The sequence below is a fragment of the Calothrix sp. 336/3 genome, from assembly GCF_000734895.2.
Classification (GTDB): domain Bacteria; phylum Cyanobacteriota; class Cyanobacteriia; order Cyanobacteriales; family Nostocaceae; genus 336-3.
In genome coordinates this window covers 1,686,409-1,703,005 of record NZ_CP011382.1, presented here as the reverse complement: position 1 = coordinate 1,703,005, position 16,597 = coordinate 1,686,409, and the positions used below count along the sequence as shown (strand labels likewise).

General features: G+C 41.9%; 13 protein-coding genes. 5 read left to right on the top strand and 8 right to left on the bottom strand.

Features of this window, described 5'->3' with window-relative positions; translation table 11 throughout:
• The first annotated feature begins 144 nt into the window (after window positions 1-144).
• Window positions 145-1,041, top strand: a complete 897-nt coding sequence (locus IJ00_RS06775; protein WP_035151268.1) for an ABC transporter permease — start codon at window positions 145-147, stop codon at window positions 1,039-1,041.
• 81 nt (window positions 1,042-1,122) lie between these two features.
• Window positions 1,123-1,314, top strand: a complete 192-nt coding sequence (locus IJ00_RS27570; protein WP_035151266.1) for a hypothetical protein — start codon at window positions 1,123-1,125, stop codon at window positions 1,312-1,314.
• Window positions 1,315-1,456: 142 nt separating this feature from the next.
• On the opposite strand, the gene IJ00_RS06770 is transcribed toward IJ00_RS27570, so the two are convergent.
• The gene (locus IJ00_RS06770; RefSeq protein WP_035151262.1) at window positions 1,457-1,990 is read right to left on the bottom strand and encodes a hypothetical protein; all 534 of its coding nucleotides are present in this window, start codon (window positions 1,988-1,990) and stop codon (window positions 1,457-1,459) included.
• 104 nt (window positions 1,991-2,094) lie between these two features.
• Here IJ00_RS06770 and IJ00_RS06765 point away from each other — a divergent pair, with 104 nt between their 5' ends.
• Window positions 2,095-3,657: an iron uptake porin gene (locus tag IJ00_RS06765; protein ID WP_035151260.1), complete on the top strand. Its 1,563-nt coding sequence runs from the start codon at window positions 2,095-2,097 to the stop codon at window positions 3,655-3,657.
• Window positions 3,658-4,047: 390 nt separating this feature from the next.
• Here IJ00_RS06765 and IJ00_RS06760 read toward each other — a convergent pair whose 3' ends face one another.
• From IJ00_RS06760 to IJ00_RS06745, 4 genes are all read right to left on the bottom strand, one after another.
• Entirely contained in the window at window positions 4,048-5,937 is a 1,890-nt protein-coding gene (locus tag IJ00_RS06760) for an ATP-binding protein (protein WP_052754407.1), read from the bottom strand.
• 341 nt (window positions 5,938-6,278) lie between these two features.
• Window positions 6,279-7,553 carry a sensor histidine kinase gene (locus tag IJ00_RS06755; RefSeq protein WP_035151259.1) on the bottom strand — a complete coding sequence of 425 codons (1,275 nt, stop codon included), beginning with the start codon at window positions 7,551-7,553 and terminating at the stop codon, window positions 6,279-6,281.
• A gap of 80 nt (window positions 7,554-7,633) precedes the next feature.
• Window positions 7,634-9,835, bottom strand: coding sequence for an ATP-binding protein (locus IJ00_RS06750; protein WP_035151257.1), 2,202 nt, complete (start codon window positions 9,833-9,835; stop codon window positions 7,634-7,636).
• The gene (locus tag IJ00_RS06745; protein WP_238178446.1) at window positions 9,832-10,773 is read right to left on the bottom strand and encodes a phosphate/phosphite/phosphonate ABC transporter substrate-binding protein; all 942 of its coding nucleotides are present in this window, start codon (window positions 10,771-10,773) and stop codon (window positions 9,832-9,834) included. Before IJ00_RS06745 ends, IJ00_RS06750 begins: the two co-directional genes overlap by 4 nt.
• Before the next feature lie 545 nt (window positions 10,774-11,318).
• On the opposite strand from IJ00_RS06745, the gene IJ00_RS06740 reads away from it, so the two are divergent.
• Window positions 11,319-12,218, top strand: a complete 900-nt coding sequence (locus tag IJ00_RS06740; RefSeq protein WP_035151256.1) for an ROK family protein — start codon at window positions 11,319-11,321, stop codon at window positions 12,216-12,218.
• Here the strand turns inward: IJ00_RS06740 and IJ00_RS06735 are convergent.
• From IJ00_RS06735 to IJ00_RS28810, 3 genes are all read right to left on the bottom strand, one after another.
• Window positions 12,203-12,625 carry a hypothetical protein gene (locus IJ00_RS06735; protein WP_035151253.1) on the bottom strand — a complete coding sequence of 141 codons (423 nt, stop codon included), beginning with the start codon at window positions 12,623-12,625 and terminating at the stop codon, window positions 12,203-12,205. The two genes, IJ00_RS06740 and IJ00_RS06735, sit on opposite strands and share 16 nt — an antisense overlap.
• A gap of 127 nt (window positions 12,626-12,752) precedes the next feature.
• Window positions 12,753-14,390, bottom strand: a complete 1,638-nt coding sequence (locus IJ00_RS06730) for a CTP synthase (RefSeq protein WP_035151251.1) — start codon at window positions 14,388-14,390, stop codon at window positions 12,753-12,755.
• 74 nt (window positions 14,391-14,464) lie between these two features.
• Entirely contained in the window at window positions 14,465-14,611 is a 147-nt protein-coding gene (locus tag IJ00_RS28810; protein WP_168163434.1) for a hypothetical protein, read from the bottom strand.
• 4 nt (window positions 14,612-14,615) lie between these two features.
• Here IJ00_RS28810 and IJ00_RS06725 point away from each other — a divergent pair, with 4 nt between their 5' ends.
• Window positions 14,616-16,448 carry an N-acetylmuramoyl-L-alanine amidase gene (locus IJ00_RS06725; RefSeq protein WP_035151249.1) on the top strand — a complete coding sequence of 611 codons (1,833 nt, stop codon included), beginning with the start codon at window positions 14,616-14,618 and terminating at the stop codon, window positions 16,446-16,448.
• Window positions 16,449-16,597 lie beyond the last annotated feature (149 nt).

Here is a 16,597-nt window from a genome sequence, read left to right as displayed (position 1 = left end):
TACTAGGTGGCTGCTGTCGGATAGTCTACAATTACTCTGGCTGAATTTAATTCTAAATCTCAAATTCGCTCATAGAGATGGCTATAATATCACCAATCTAATTTTGTATAGTCAATTTCCGACTAAAATCTCCAATTTATCCCCATGGCAATTTCTAAACCTCCCCTGGGTAGACTTCTGCGTTTTCCTCGCAATTCTAGCCTGTCACAAATACTGATGTATCTGGGGTTCGCTATTACCTTATCTTTTGTTCTCATTGCTTTATTTGCTCCCCTATTGCAATCTTGGGGATGGATTCAAAACCCCACCGATTCCCTAGTTAACCCAATTCATCAACCCCCCTCCGGGAAATATTGGTTTGGTACAAGTCGTCAAGGATACGATGTCTTCTCCCGTAGCTTATTTGGTGCCCAAGCAGCCCTCCAAGTGGTGTTACTGGCAACTGCTTTAAGTATGATGATTGGCGTACCTTTGGGGATGTTGAGTGGTTATCTCGGTGGGAATGTAGACAAAATTTTCCTATTTTTTATGGATAGTATTTATACCTTACCTGGTTTACTACTGTCCGTGACTTTAGCCTTTGTTGTCGGTAGAGGCATTTTAAACGCCGCGATCGCCATTAGTATTGCCTATATTCCCCAGTATTATCGCGTAGTGCGTAACCACACTGTCAGCGTCAAAACAGAGCTATTTATCGAAGCAGCTCAAGCCATGGGGGCAAATACCTGGCAAGTATTAACGAAGTATCTATTTTTCAACGTGATTCAGAGTGTTCCCGTACTCTTCACCCTCAACGCTGCCGACGCAATCCTTGTATTGGGCGGTTTAGGCTTCCTCGGCTTAGGACTTCCCGAAGAAACTCCAGAATGGGGGTATGATTTGAAACTAGCCCTCGAAGCCCTACCCACAGGTATTTGGTGGACAACTCTCTTTCCTGGTTTAGCTATGACTATCATGGTAGTTGGGTTATCCCTACTCGGCGAAGGATTAAATGAGTTTGTCAATCCTAAATTGAGAAGGCAGAATAGTATCCGAAAATAGTTAAGATTCACCAGTCTATCTAGTCAAGTTTTTTCCTTGACGACTAGATGACCAAATTACTTGTAATTTAAACTGAGTACTGTGAGAGACAATATTTCTTTAATTGCTGCTGCTACTGGCGGTTTTATGCTTTCCGTCGCCTTGTCTGGTATGTTACATGGAATGCCTGTAACATCACTCAAAGCACAAATGAATTCCTATTCTGTATCTACCAACTATGTGAATACAGAGAATCGGGAAAATCAACTAGTTGGGAACAATCACAGAAGTTAGTCAAAAAGCAAACTTTTGTGGAATGGGCAATCTTTGCCCGTTCTCTCAATTTTACCAAAGGTAAGTCCTATAACTATTAAACATACTCCATTAGACCAATTAATAATTATCTAATTACTTATTACTCCTTACTTATTACTCCTTACTTTAATCGCTTTCTCTGAATTCCCACTATTCCGAAACCAGCCAATATCCCTAAACCTAATATAGATGTTGTTTCGGGAATTTTTACCGCATTGTAAGTACCAATTATTGCTGTATTCCTAGCAGAAAAGCCAAATTTCCCTTGGTTAGTACTAAAAGCTAAAAATATTGGTGCACCTGTCAGATTGGGGCGAGGTAAAGTAATATTTCCAGTTAAAGTATTAAATGTTCCTGCACTAAAAGCCAGAAGACTTGGAGATATATTCGATTGAAAACTAGTTAAAGGTATCTCATTCGGAAAAATTTCCGGCACTTGATCATCAAAGCTAAAAGTACCAAAAATGGAGTCCCCCAAACGAGTACCGCGTAACTCCTGTAGCGGTGTTCCATTACCATACAGTTCAGTGACTGTACCAGTGAAATTATAGGTCATCATCGCTGCACCTGCTGGGGATGGTGAAGCAGCTATCAGGGTAGCAGATATTGCCAGCAGAGCAAAACCCGAATTTTGTATTAATGGTAGAACTTTCATCGGAAATTACCTTTTGAAGGTTTAACACACTGATATGCACCGAGTATAATTTTTAGAAACTAAACGTATCAAAATCAGGTGCAATTTAAAGGAACTACGACAAAATGTTTATCTCTATATCTTCAAAGCTATACCAGGGTTTACTGATATCTCTGAGTATTAGTGTCAAAATTATCACTACTGCCAATTTCAGCTTGGCAACAGAAATACAATCTGATTCCTCGAATATATCGCAAACCACGTCCGTTTCTCAACTTGCAGATGTACAACCCACGGATTGGGCTTTTCAAGCATTACAATCTTTGGTAGAACGTTATGGTTGTATTGCTGGGTATCCCAATGGAACCTACAGGGGAAATCGAGGAATCACACGATACGAATTTGCCGCAGGTTTAAATAGTTGCTTGCAAAGAGTCAGCGAGTTGATGGGTGAAAATTGGCAAAAATATGCGACTAAAGAGGATTTAGAGACATTAGTCAGACTACAAGAGGAATTTGCTGGGGAATTAGCTACCCTTCGCAGTCGAGTTGATGCAGTAGAAGCAAAAACTGCTGAGTTAGAAGCAAATCAGTTTTCCACGACTACCAAACTCGAAGGTGAGGTAATTTTAGGAATCACGGGGATTTTTGGCAATCGCCAAGATAATAACTCTAGCTTTGATAACAATATCACCCTCGGTCAACGCACCCGTTTAGATTTGGTGACGAGTTTTACGGGGAAAGATACTTTAAATATGCGTTTAGAAGCGGGAAATATTGCCGAGTTAGATGATAGTGTCACCGGAACTCGGATGACTCGTTTGGGTTTTGAAGAGGATAGTGGGAATGATTTGGGGTTGCAGGAATTATATTATCAGTTTCCCGTTGGCGATCGCCTGAGAATTACCCTTGCTGCATCGGAAATGGAATTAAACGATATTGCCGAACCTTTGAATCCTTTAGAAAGTAGTAGTAGTGGTTCCATATCTCGTTTTGGTCGCTACAATCCCATTCTTCGCTCTATTGAGGGAACAGGATTAGGACTTAATTACCAATTAAATCAAAGCACAAATTTAGCTTTTGCTTACTTAACAACGGATGCTGCATTACCGACTGACAAAAATGGTTTATTTGATGGCAATTATGCTGCATTAGGAAATGTTACTTTCCAAGCATCTGATAATTTTGGAATTGCCTTAACTTATCTCCATTCCTATTATGCTGGTGGCAGTGAAAGTGGGGTAAATTTAACTGGTAGTACTGGTAGTCTCATCGCTCGTAGACCTTTTGGTAACGTTTCTACCAGTAGCGATGCTTTCGGTTTAGAAACAAGTTTGCGAATTAACCCGAATTTGATTCTTTCCGGTTGGGTGGGTTATATCAAAGCAGATTCCCAGGTGAGTAATGCTACAGCAGATATTTGGAATTATGCTGTGACTTTAGCCATGCCAGATTTAGGTGGTAAGGGTAATTTAGCAGGTTTAATTGTCGGAATGCCACCCAAGGTTACAAGTAGTAGTCTTGTTAGTGATAGAGATACATCCTTACATATAGAGGGATTTTATAAGTTGCAAGTCACTGATAATATTTCCATCACTCCAGGTTTATTTGTGATTACAAATCCCGAACATGATGACAATAATAGTAGTATTGTTGTGGGAACTGTGCGGACTACATTTAAATTCTAATCAAGTAAATCAGCACAAACAGACCTCATTATACCACGAAATGTAAAATCTCTGTCTTTAGCTCGTAGTTATGCTTCTCTGTGAGAAGTGCAACTACAAATCAGTGATAATTATTCAGACAAACTTATTAAGGAGTGCTAAGTACTTATACCAATTCGCAATTCGCAATTCGCAATTCGTAATTCGCAATGCTCCCTGCGGGAGAGCTAACGCTAACGTAATTAATAAATCCTGGTTTGACAAGGGTTTTAGAGCTTGGATATGTTTCAGGATTTTCGTGAAATGGTATTACAGGTTTCTTCTGTATTGCAATGATTTTTAAAATTGGTATTGTTTTCTGGCATAACGTCTTTAGAAAACAATATTATTATTTGATAAACTTGGTATCCCCTATCTATTAGCGACTTGAATAGGAATTTCAATCACAAATTCAGTTCCTACACCCAATTGAGAATTACAAGCTAGTCTCCCTATGTGTTTTTCAACAATAATTTGATAACTAATTGATAACCCTAAACCTGTACCTTTACCCACAGGTTTGGTTGTAAAAAATGGGTCAAACAACTTAGAAATAATTGCTTCTGAAATCCCATCTGCATTATCTTTAATTGCAATTCGCACCCAATTATTTTCAATTTCCTGAGTAGAAATTTTAATTTGACTAGGATTGAGCTTTATTTCCTCTTTTGTCCGTTTTTGATTATATTCTTCAATAGCATCAATTGCGTTACTGAGAATATTCATAAATACTTGGTTCAATTGTCCTGGATAACAAGTAACTAAAGGCAGTTGATTATACTCTTTAATAACTGAAATTTCTGGACGTTCTCCACTTGCCTTTAAACGATGGCGTAAAATCATTAAAGTGCTATCAATCCCTTCATGAATATCCGCTTCCTTATGTTCTGCTTCATCAAGACGGGAGAAATTTCGCAGTGATTTGACAATTTCCCTGATGCGTATTGCACCTACTTTCATGGAATCGATAAGCTGGGGTAAATCTTGTTTTAAGTATTCTAAATCTATTTCTTCAATACAGTCTGTAATTAGACTTTCTGGCTGTTGATAAACTTGTTGATAATTTTCTATCAATTCTAATAAATCATAGGTATATTCAGAGATGGGAGCTAGATTACCATAAATAAAGCTGACGGGATTATTAATTTCATGGGCAACTCCAGCAACTAACTGCCCCAAACTAGACATTTTTTCACTTTGAATTATTTGATTCTGAGTATTTTTCAACTCTACCATAGCCGCTTGTAAATCAATATTTTTGGCTTGCAATTCTTCAGTTCTTGCCTGTACCTGTGCTTCTAAAGTTTGATTATGAATTTCTAGTTGTTCCTGAGCTTGCTGTTGTTCTGCTAGTAAATATCTAATTTTAGTCAGCAAGTGATTAAAAGTATTAGCTAAAATCCCTGCTTCATCCTTTGTTGTCACAGGTACTTGTAGTTGAAAATTAGATTCTTGAATCACCTGTTCTGCTATCTTTGTAACTGCTTTCAGGGGACGAGACAGATTGTTTATCATGTAGGATATGAAAATCTGAGCTATAATTCCAGCAATCAAAATACTAGCACCAACTATAGCTAGTCTAATCATTGCAAAAGTAGCCAGACTTTCTGATACTTCCTCGACTCCTTCGTTAATGACATGTGTAGCATTATCCATACTTTCGATAAAATCTGCAACTTTCAGAGCGGTCTTACTGCTGTTGAAATTCACAAGCTGTTGACGAAAATTATTAATTTCTGATTGGGTAATATTTGGATTTTCTAACTGTTTATATATTCTGCGAGCTTCTTGAAAATAAACTTCTACTAGGCTCTCATATTTTTGAGCTATTTTTTTAAAAATTTCTCTCTCCTCTGTATCTTCTGTTGCTTCTGCATAGGAAGTTTTAACCTTTAACCAGGTATCTTCTAAGTCCTGAAATTCCTTAAGAAATAGTGCATATCTAACTTTAAATTTTTCTGGTTTATCTACTAGAAATACTAACTCCTGCTCAAGACTTTTCGCTTCTAATAAATCTGTTGTTAATTCATAAAGCAAGTGATTCTCTTCCAGTGCTTTCTTAATTAAATCCTGGGAATGTTTTTCGTATATTTCCCCAATCATGATTCCGGTAATTGTCCCCGATAAAGCAATTCCCAGAGTGAAGGTATAGCCTAGTCTAATTTTAGTTGTTATGCTGAGTCTTGATAACCAGTTTTGCAGATTAGCACCCAAACCTCTAGTTTTGCCTTTTAGGCGATAATCTTCAGGAGATGAATGCATTATAATTACCTCTTACCGATAAAATATTTATTTTGATAGAGCTAAATTTATTATTCCCTCAAAACAGACTGAAATCGAGGTAAAAATGAGTTATTTCCTGGCGATCGCCACAAAGTAATTTCTCTATTTCCAAGATAATTGAATAGATTTTGAAAATAGTTGATTAATATAGTCTTTCCCACAAGGAGTGAGATACAAAAGACCACTCCCTACTGCTTAATAAGGGGAGGGTGCGAGACAGCGCGGAGAGAAGTTGTGTGTGGGGGTTCCCCCGTTGAGCAAACTTCGGGGTGGGGTGTACTTCCGACAGCTTGGGAAACGCTATAAGCAAGTCCAGCCATTTATACCATGATTTGTCTTACCGGAATTTGTACCACAAACTCGGTTCCCTGACCCATAGTAGAATAACACTCAATCTTGCCTCCATGTTTTTCGGTGATGATTTGGTAGCTAATCGACAACCCCAATCCAGTTCCTTTGCCAACAGGTTTGGTTGTAAAAAAAGGATTAAAGAGTTTAGAGCGAATGGATTCGGCAATTCCAACACCATTATCAGCAATGCTAACTGTCACCCAGTCATTATCGATGGCAGAAGTACGGATGGTGATAGTGGGTACAGCGATCGCTGATTCTTCTAAAGCATCAATCGCATTACTTAAAATATTCATGAATACCTGGTTCAGTTGACTGGGGTAGCATTCAACTTCTGGTAACTGTTTGTAGTCTTGAATAATTTGAATGGCTGGAAAATTGGGTTTAGCTTTCAGACGGTGTTGTAAAATCAACAGGGTACTATCAATACCTGCATGAATATCAACAGCTTTGAATTCCGATTCATCCAAGCGGGAGAAATTACGAAGAGAAAGGACAAGTTCACGGACGCGCTCGCTACCTATTTCCATCGAACCTAGCATCTTCAGCAAGTCGGTTTGCAAAAATCCTAAGTCCAGAGTTTCTGCTCGCTCTCGGATTTCCTCTACTGGGTTGGGATAGTGCTTCTGGTAAAGTTGGACAAATTCCAATAAATCTTCAGTATATTCCCTGACATAGGTGAGGTTGCCGTAGATGAAATTCATGGGATTGTTGATTTCGTGGGCAATTCCAGCTACCAAGTGACCTAAAGCAGACATTTTTTCACCCTGAACCAGATGCTGTTGACTTTGCTTCAGGTTTTCTAGTGCTTGGTTGAGTTCATTTGTACGCTGTTCCATAATGCGAATGGCATTTCGCAGTTGTAGATGTACCCGGATGCGTGCCAATACTTCTTCGTGCTGAATCGGCTTAGTGATATAATCTACAGCGCCCAAACTTAAACCTTTGACTTTATCTACCGAGTCCGAAAGCGCGGTCATGAAGATTACAGGAATGTCACAGGTATTAGGATTAGCTTTAAGACGTTTGCAGGTTTCAAAACCGTCGATTCCTGGCATCATTACATCCAACAAAATCAGGTTCGGTTGGGATGTTTGCAAGCGTTGTAGAGCAGTTTCACCATTTTTGGCGATCGCAACTCGATAACCCTGGTCGCTGAGTACATCAAATAATACTTGCAGATTGGTAGGGGTGTCGTCTACAACTAAAATTGTGTTTTCCTGAGTAAGAGCATCAAAGAACATACATAAATTCTTGAAAGAAATAAACTACCTATAAATGGCTAATTGTTATTAGGATTTGCCAACCGATTGAAGTACAACTATCAGCGAGTTTCTAGTAAACGCAGAATGCCCTCATCATCAAACTGTTGGCTAAGTTCTAGCACCCGATTGGCAAAGACGACATATTCTGGTGATAATTGCTTGATACGGTTGGCTTCCTGTTGTATATCGGTCATGAATCCACCTTGGGCAGCATTGTACAGAGCTGTGAGTTCTGCGGCTGGAGGTAGAACTAGTTTGTTTTCATCGCTGGCGATCGCAACTGCTGGGACAGGTTCTGCTAGGGTTTCGTAAATCCATTGCAACTGCAAGAATCGCTGTATTTCGACAAGTAAACCGTTCAATTCCATGGGTTTGGGGAAAAAGCTATTACACCCAGCATCCAGACTGTCTTGCATATCCACCTGAGACAAGGTAGCAGGGGAAGCGATGATTGGTATGGTGGCAAATTCGGATAATTGCCGCAGACGACGGGTCATTTCTAAGCCATCCATTACAGACATATGCACATCGGTAATAATCAAGTCGGGTTGCATTTGCATTGCCATATCCAAACCCTCTTTTCCATCCCTAGCTTCTGCGAGCTTAAAGCCTAGTGGTTCTAGCATACTGATGACCACGAGACGATTTTCTTGATAATCATCAATTACCAAGATTTTGCGTCGTTCACCTTCGTAACCGATCACTTTTTGATTGGCGATCGCTTGCCCAACTGTCCAATTAGAAGCCGGTGGCAAGTCTACTTCAAAGGAAAAAACACTTCCTTGACCAAGCTGACTCTCAACTTGAATGCTGCTGCCCATTTTCTCGATAATTTGTTGACTGATGGCAAGTCCCAATCCAGTACCTTCACTGTTGCGATCGCGCTTACCAGCTTGTTCAAAGGGTAAGAAAATATTGCCTAGTTTTTCTGGGGCAATGCCAATACCAGTGTCTTTAATTTTGAAGCGAATTCTTTGGGTTGCAACGGTTTCGTTGGCTTCATTGACGGGTTCAACTCGGAAGGTGACGGTGCCAAAGTCGGTAAATTTGATGGCATTACTGAGCAAATTCAATAACACTTGTCGCAGTCGCTTGTCGTCGGCAGACACAGCAGTGGGTAGGTTTGCAGCTGGTTGATAATGAAACTCCACACCCTTTTGGTCGGCTTTGACGCGGCAAATATCTACGGTGGTGGCAAGGAAGTTTGCTAGGTGGAAATCCTGAGGATAGAGTTCCATTTTTTGCGCTTCCAATTTGGATAAATCCAGAATGTCGTTGATGAGAGTGAGTAGGTGGGAACCGCATTGTTGAATTACTCCTAATCCTTTCATCTGTTTAGCAGTAGTTCCAGGGTCATTTTGGAGGATTTGAGCATAACCCAGGATGCCATTGAGCGGGGTTCGTAATTCGTGGTTCATATTGGCGAGAAACTGACTCTTCGCTCGGTTGGCAGTTTCGGCGGCGGCGCGAGCAACTTCTATTTCCTCTAACTTTTGTCGTACTGTAGCTTGAGAAATTCCCAAACGTTCTGCCATCTGGTTAAACGCCTGGGATAGCTGCTCAATTTCATCCTGGGTATGGATTTCCATCCGATGGGACAAATTACCCATGCCAATCTCATTAGCTCCTTCCTGAAGTTGTTTGAGCGATTGGATTGTGGGACGCAAAACCAGCCAAAAGATGCCTAATACCATCACTATCAGCAGAACAATGGTGGCGTAGGAACTGTTCACGGCGATCGCTTCTACCCGCTCCAGTTCTTGCTCGGCTTCCTTTGCTTGCTGTTGAGCCTGCTTGGTTAATTTATCCAAAAAAAAGTCAATATCTCGCTTAAAGCCGTTTATCGCTCTAAAATCAGCTTTGATTTCGATTGGTGTTGTTGTGGCTCCCTTGTTAATCCCCTCAATCAGATTTTCTTCTAATTCCTCAAAAATTTCCTGCCGAGCGCGGATATATTTAATCTCTGGTGTCGATACCACTGATTCCAACAGATCGAGTGCCTCTTCAACCCCCACGTCGAACTCATCCTCTTTTTCCTCGTCTATATTGCGGAACAAAATATGATCCTTGAGTTCGAGAATTTCCGCATACAGGCGATTTTGCACCAGGGTTGCTGCTTGAATCCGGCGCTGGGCTTGGGTATACCTTTCGTGGGTGGTTTCTTGGATATGATTACGCCAGAGGGTACTGCCACCAGAAATGAGAGCGATCGCTCCCACCAATGCCACCGAAAAACCTACAAACTTCGTCGATATTTTCACTGGCTGCTCTCCCCTGATAATTTGAGTTGACGGCGTAATTCCCCAATGGATTTGTAATCCTCCGCTTCCACCAAGGTATATCCGACACTTTTAGCACCCATCAAGTCTTTAACTCCCGCAGGTGTCGTCAAGAAAGCTTCTGTGAGTTTCTCCAACAACTCCGGTGGTATATCACTAGAAACCATTACCGGAGCATGGGGGACTGGAACTGACTGCCAAACAATCCGAACATTTTCAGCCTTACCCTCTTTCTGCCATTGATTATAGGTAGCCAAATTAGTGGCAATGGCATCAACCCGATTTGTTGTCAATAACGCCTCAGTTTCTGCATGGGTTCCACCAAACACTACCTGAGCAAAATTCCGCTCTGGATCGATTCCCTCTTCTTTGAGCGCTGCTACAGGAATAAGATAGCCCGACGTGGAGGAGCGGCTGACAAAACCCACTCGCTTACCCTTCAGGTCATTTAAGGTTTTGATCGGGCTATTTGCTGCCACAACAAAGCAGGAACGATACCAGGGTCGAACAGTATCTGCATCGATGGGTGCTACCAGGGGTATCATTTTTGCTCCCCGTTCCAAGGCTTCAAAATAGGAGACAACTCCACCATAGAAAGCATTCGCTCGTCCATCCACCAACATATCCACCGCATCTTTATAGTCTTTGGCAATGATAAAATCGACCTGTTGCCCTAACACCTTCTCTAGGTGGGCATCTAGTGGCGTAATCATTTTTTCTTGATCGGCTTTGTTTTGGGTTGGCTGCACACTAATGCGGAGTACAGCTTGCTCAGAGACAGGGGTAGGAGCTTGTACCTTCGGGTTTTGTGATTGAGTGCATCCAGGAAGCAGGGCGATCGCAATCCCAATTAGAGCCGCTCCTATTACATGGCGGTTGCCGCAGGGAGGGAATGAGGATTTTTTGGGGGTTGGCATCATTGCTACGGGAGCGATTTGATTTTCATTTTTCAGTGAGGAGAAACTCTTCTTTATAAGAGAATTAAACGAGAACCCGTATATCATTTATTGTTCCCAGATTGGCTAGCTGCAAACAGAATATCTAGTGATAAAATATTTATTTTGATAAAGCTAAATGTATTATTCCCTCAAATTAGACTGAAATTGAACTAAAAGTGAGTTATTTCCTGGCGATCGCCACTCAGTCATTTCTCAGAAACATCGCATCACAGAATATTTCTTTCGTCCCGTCACCAGCGTTTTTTTTCACAGCATCGTTTTCATAAAAATCAGCGAAGCATAGACAAAACCACTGGGAAAAATCCCTATCCCCAAATAAATCCTATATCTGTGCAACAAACAGAAAATTCTCCCCCTACTCCCTTGCAGTCTTAAAGAGAAGTCTTTAGTCTTTAGTAGAACAGAATATATATCAGCAATGGAAAAACTTTTTTATGGGTTGCTGGGTATGAGTTTACAGACAAACACTATACTACAGAGACATAAATCTAAAATCTGGAATTGCGATGACAGCAGTAATTGGGATTGATTTGGGTGGTACAGCAATTAAACTAGGACTATTTACCGCCGATGGTAATTGTGTAAAATCTCTCACAGTGGCAACACCACAACCAGCCACACCTACGGCAGTTTTCACAACCATAGTAGAGGCGATCGCCCAAGTTGACCCAGAAAACCATTCTACAGCTATTGGTATCGGTACCCCAGGACCTGCGGATGCTCAGGGAAGAATTGCTCTGGTGGCAATTAACTTAGCCGGATGGCAGGATGTGCCCCTAGCTGACTGGCTAGAAGCAAAGACGGGAAAACCGACGATTTTAGCCAACGATGCGAACTGCGCGGGTTTAGGGGAAGCTTGGCTAGGGGCTGGAAGACGTTTTCAAAACCTGATTCTCCTAACCTTGGGTACGGGCGTGGGTGGAGCGATTATTCTGGATGGTAAATTATTTGTCGGACATCGGGGGGCAGCTGGGGAATTAGGTTTGATTACCCTTTATCCCGATGGTCATGTGTGTAATAGTGGTAACCAGGGTTCTCTGGAGCAATTCGCGTCAGTAACCGCAATTCGCCGCCGTACGGGGAAAGAACCCTCGGAATTGGGTGCTTTGGCACAACAGGGAGACAAGTCTGCCCTGGCTTTTTGGCAGGAATATGGTAGGGATTTAGGTATCGGTTTAACTAGCTTAATTTACGTACTTACCCCGGAAGCTGTAGTGATTGGTGGGGGTGTGAGCGCTAGTTGTGAGTTTTTCTTACCTGGGGCGATCGCAGAAATCGAAAAGCGAGTATTACCCACATCCCGTGTTGGTTTGGAAATCCTTCCCGCAGAGCTAGGAAATGCTGCGGGGATGGTTGGTGCTGCGAAGTTAGCTTTGGTGAAAAAGGCTGACTATGAAAAGGAATAACCAGTAGTTTTGTTGATATAGTTGAGGACTTTCTCGTAGGATTCTGGATTTGCTACAGGATGAATAATGATTGGGATAATACCATCGGGCAACCAAAAGGTAATTCTGCCATTAGGTTCAGAACAAAATGAACTGATGCAGTTGAGATTAATCACATATTCATTTCTTTCATAAAATATTTTTACCCAGTAATGGCTATTTTGATCATTACTGGTAGCTTGGGCAATATATTCTAGGATTTTTTGATAGTCTTCTTTATTACTGTGAGGATTAATCACAACTGGGATGGCACAGTCGGGTAACCAAAAGGTGACTCTGCCATTTTGTTCATAACAAAAGGCATTGACGCAATCAAAATTCACCACGTATTCATTCCTCTCGTAAAGGATTTTCACCCAGTACGCCACGAGTTCTCCTCATATCCTGTTTTGGTCGTATTCTCAGCACAATACCCACTATGCTGAGTATAAGTCTTTGACTACCTCGACGTTGTGCGTAATTACTCTGGAATCTTCAGCTAGTTTATACTGAATTTTAAGATACCCGTGCAGGGGTGACAGCATCTGAGCGGAGTTGGGTATGGGCGATCGCTGCTTCAATAAACCCTGTAAATAAAGGATGGGGATTACTGGGGCTAGAGTGGAATTCCGGGTGGAATTGACAAGCAACGAAGAAAGGATGGTTGGCTAATTCGACTACCTCTACTAAACGCCCGTCGGGGGATGTGCCACTGACTACATAGCCTGACTCGATGAATAGGTTGCGGTAGGAATTATTAAATTCGTAGCGGTGACGGTGACGCTCGTAGATGACTTCTTCTTTATAGAGTCGATGGGCAAGGGTATTCGGTAATACTCGACAGGGGTATAAACCGAGACGCATTGTTCCACCTAAATCGACGACATCCTGTTGTTCTGGTAACAAGTTGATGACAGGATTTTCCGTGTGGGGTTCAAATTCAGCGCTGTGAGCATCGCTTAAACCTGCTACGTTTCTTGCCCATTCAATCACAGCACATTGCATCCCCAGACATAAACCGAGGAAGGGTGTTTTAATCGAACGAGCATAGCGAATGGCTTCTATTTTGCCATCTACACCGCGAATGCCAAAACCACCAGGTACTAGTACCCCATCCACACCATTGAGGTAGGATTCCACACCTTCTACTTCCAGTTTTTCGGAGTTTACCCAGCGTATGCGTAAATCCGCACTCATTGCCATTGCTCCGTGACGTAGTGCTTCCACTACAGACAGGTAGGCATCACTTAGCTGGACATATTTACCGACGATGGCAATTTCTACACTATGTTTTGGTGTGTATAATTTTTCTACCATATTTTGCCACTGTTTCAGGTCTGGCTTGTGGTCTTCGAGTTGCAGCAGTTCTAGTGCTTGCTGGGCAAGTCCTTCCCGTTCCAGAATCAGGGGGACTTCATAAATACTTTTGGCATCCACTGCGGGAATTACGCATTCAACAGGTACATCACAAAACTCCGAGAGTTTTTGTTTCAAGCCTGTGGAAATTGGGCGATCGCAACGACAAACCAGAATATCTGGCTGAATGCCAATGGAACGTAATTCCTTAACAGAATGCTGGGTGGGTTTAGTTTTCATTTCCCCAGCTGAGGCAATCCAGGGAATCAGGGTGACGTGCATATATAGAACATTTTGCCGTCCTACTTCCTTGCGTAATTGGCGAATTGCTTCCAAAAACGGTAAGGATTCAATATCCCCTACAGTGCCACCAATTTCTGTAATTACCACATCAGGATTAGTATCACGAGCGACTCGGATAATCCGATCTTTAATTTCATTCGTAATATGGGGAATCACCTGGACAGTGCCACCATTATAGTCACCGCGACGTTCTTTGTTAATTACCGCTTGGTAAATTGAACCAGTGGTGACACTATTTAGGCGAGACATGGAAGTGTCAGTAAAGCGTTCGTAATGTCCCAAGTCTAGATCGGTTTCTGCCCCATCTTGGGTAACAAACACTTCCCCATGTTGAAAAGGACTCATGGTTCCTGGATCAACATTAATATAAGGGTCAAGCTTGAGAATCGAAACAGAATAATCCCGTGACTTAAGTAACCTTCCCAAACTTGCTGCGACAATTCCCTTGCCAATACTGGAAACGACACCACCAGTAACAAATACAAACTTACTCATTGTATTTTGAATTTCTAGCAACTTCTAAAAAAACACCCCGCAATTGTGCCACAGTAAACTTTATGAGGTAATAGCTAATGGCTGATAGGTAATAGGTAATAGATTACACCTAATCCAGAATTATTGATGAAATAACTGGGATTATGTTGTTGGTTAGTAGTTAGGTGTTGGGTGTTGACAACTGACAAACTGACAAACTTCAATAATGACCAATTACCCATGAGAATGAAATCACTTTTAGGATTTATATCGCTAAGCTCTATAGTTGTTCCCTCCGTAGCAATGGCAAATGAACAGTCTCTCAAGGTTGTTTTTCCTAAAAATAACTACCAAACGAGTGCCGATAGAATATTTTTCATTGGCACTGCACCACCAACAGGACAGGTTCTAGTTAATGGTAAGCCAATAACCCGTAGTTTAGGTGGTCATTTTGCCCCAAACTTCCCTCTAAACTTAGGAGAGAACCTGTTTACTTTTCGCTACGAGAATCAGGAAGTTCAGATCAAAGTCATCAGAGTTGCCAACCAACCAGAGATACCACAGGGATTAGGTTTTGCTCCAGATTCTCTCATACCAGCAGTGGATATTGCCAGATTACCAGGGGAAGTGGTTTGTTTTAGCGCGATCGCCACTCCCAGTGCTAAGGTATCAGTCAAATTAGCTAATCAAACCATTATCCTGTCACCCCAACCCCAGCAAGTACAATTGCCTAGTAACCTCGCAGCTCTTACAGGTACAAGCCAATCTACTGACCAGTTGAGGACAACTAAGTATGCTGGTTGCATGGAATTGACTCCAGAAGTAACTCAAAATGTTAGCACCCTAATTTACGGTAACAACATCATTTCTGGTGCTGTTCTCCCTGACAATACCAAAGATATGGACTTAGGAAAACCGGAATTCCAACTAACACTCAATGGTAAGACTCTCACCCAAGAGGGTAAAGGAAAAGTTCAAATTCTTGCACCAGCAAAATTGCCAGTCATAGAAGTTACAGCAGATGGGGGGGTGGCTCGCACTGGTTCAAGTACTGATTATTCTAGACTTACGCCTTTACCCCAGGGAACTAGGGCAACTGTCACTGGTAAAGATGGTGACTGGTTACGCTTAGATTACGGTGGGTGGATTAACAGTAAAGAAACTATCACTATCCCTGGCGCGATTCCTCCAAAAGCAATTATTCGCAGTGTGACATCTCGCCAACTCCCCAGGGCAACGGAAATTATTTTCCCCTTACAGACGACGGTACCACTAACTGTAGAGCAGGGCAGCAGAACTTTCACTCTCAATCTGTACAATACCACAGCCCAAACTGATATTATTCGCCTGGATGATAATCCTTTAATTTCTCGCCTCGATTGGCAACAGGTGACTCCACAACAAACTCGATATACCTTTCACCTCAAAAAAGACCAACAGTGGGGTTACAAGCTGCGCTACCAGGGGAGTAACTTGATTTTGACTTTACGTCATGCTCCGGCGATCGCCAAGGATAAGCCTTTAACTGGTACTAAAATTCTCCTCGACCCTGGGCATGGGGGCAATGAATCTGGTGCTGCGGGTCCGACGGGTTATTTGGAAAAGGATGTTAATTTAATTGTGTCCAAACTGTTGCGGGATGAATTGGTGAAACGAGGAGCAACGGTGGTGATGACGCGGGATACCGATAAGGAAGTATCTTTACCAGATAGACAAAAAATTATTCACCAGGAAGAACCGACTTTGGCTCTGTCGATTCATTATAATTCTTTACCGGATAATGGTGATGCGGAAAATACAAGGGGAATTGGGACTTTCTGGTATCATCCCCAAGCCCATAGTTTGGCGATATTTATGCATAATTACCTGGTAAAGGAATTAAACCGTCCATCCTATGGGGTGTTTTGGAATAATTTAGCATTAGCTCGCCCCTCTGCTGCACCTTCGGTATTGTTGGAATTGGGTTTTATGAGTAACCCCCAGGAATTTGAGTGGGTGACTGATGAGAAACAACAAAAAAAATTAGCCCAGGCGATCGCCCAAGGTGTGGTGCAATGGTTACAGAAAAGCACTAAGTAGGAAAAATCTAGGATTTTTGCCGGATACCGAATTAACCAACTTTGGGGGTTTAAGTCCCCTGCTTCTATAAGGAGCGTGTTTTGTGTCGGGGTTTAAATCTCCGTCACAAAACGTAATTACGTTAGCGAAGCTCTCCGCAGGGAGCATTA

Excerpts from the sequence above, each read along its gene's own strand:
- IJ00_RS06760 (WP_052754407.1), bottom strand. The coding sequence starts at position 5,937 with ATGCATTCATCTCCTGAAGATTATCGCCTAAAAGGCAAAACTAGAGGT.
- IJ00_RS06775 (WP_035151268.1), top strand. The coding sequence starts at position 145 with ATGGCAATTTCTAAACCTCCCCTGGGTAGACTTCTGCGTTTTCCTCGC.
- IJ00_RS06730 (WP_035151251.1), bottom strand. The coding sequence starts at position 14,390 with ATGAGTAAGTTTGTATTTGTTACTGGTGGTGTCGTTTCCAGTATTGGC.
- IJ00_RS06770 (WP_035151262.1), bottom strand. The coding sequence starts at position 1,990 with ATGAAAGTTCTACCATTAATACAAAATTCGGGTTTTGCTCTGCTGGCA.
- IJ00_RS28810 (WP_168163434.1), bottom strand. The coding sequence starts at position 14,611 with ATGGGTAATTGGTCATTATTGAAGTTTGTCAGTTTGTCAGTTGTCAAC.
- IJ00_RS06745 (WP_238178446.1), bottom strand. The coding sequence starts at position 10,773 with ATGATGCCAACCCCCAAAAAATCCTCATTCCCTCCCTGCGGCAACCGC.
- IJ00_RS06765 (WP_035151260.1), top strand. The coding sequence starts at position 2,095 with ATGTTTATCTCTATATCTTCAAAGCTATACCAGGGTTTACTGATATCT.
- IJ00_RS06755 (WP_035151259.1), bottom strand. The coding sequence starts at position 7,553 with ATGTTCTTTGATGCTCTTACTCAGGAAAACACAATTTTAGTTGTAGAC.
- IJ00_RS06740 (WP_035151256.1), top strand. The coding sequence starts at position 11,319 with ATGACAGCAGTAATTGGGATTGATTTGGGTGGTACAGCAATTAAACTA.
- IJ00_RS06725 (WP_035151249.1), top strand. The coding sequence starts at position 14,616 with ATGAAATCACTTTTAGGATTTATATCGCTAAGCTCTATAGTTGTTCCC.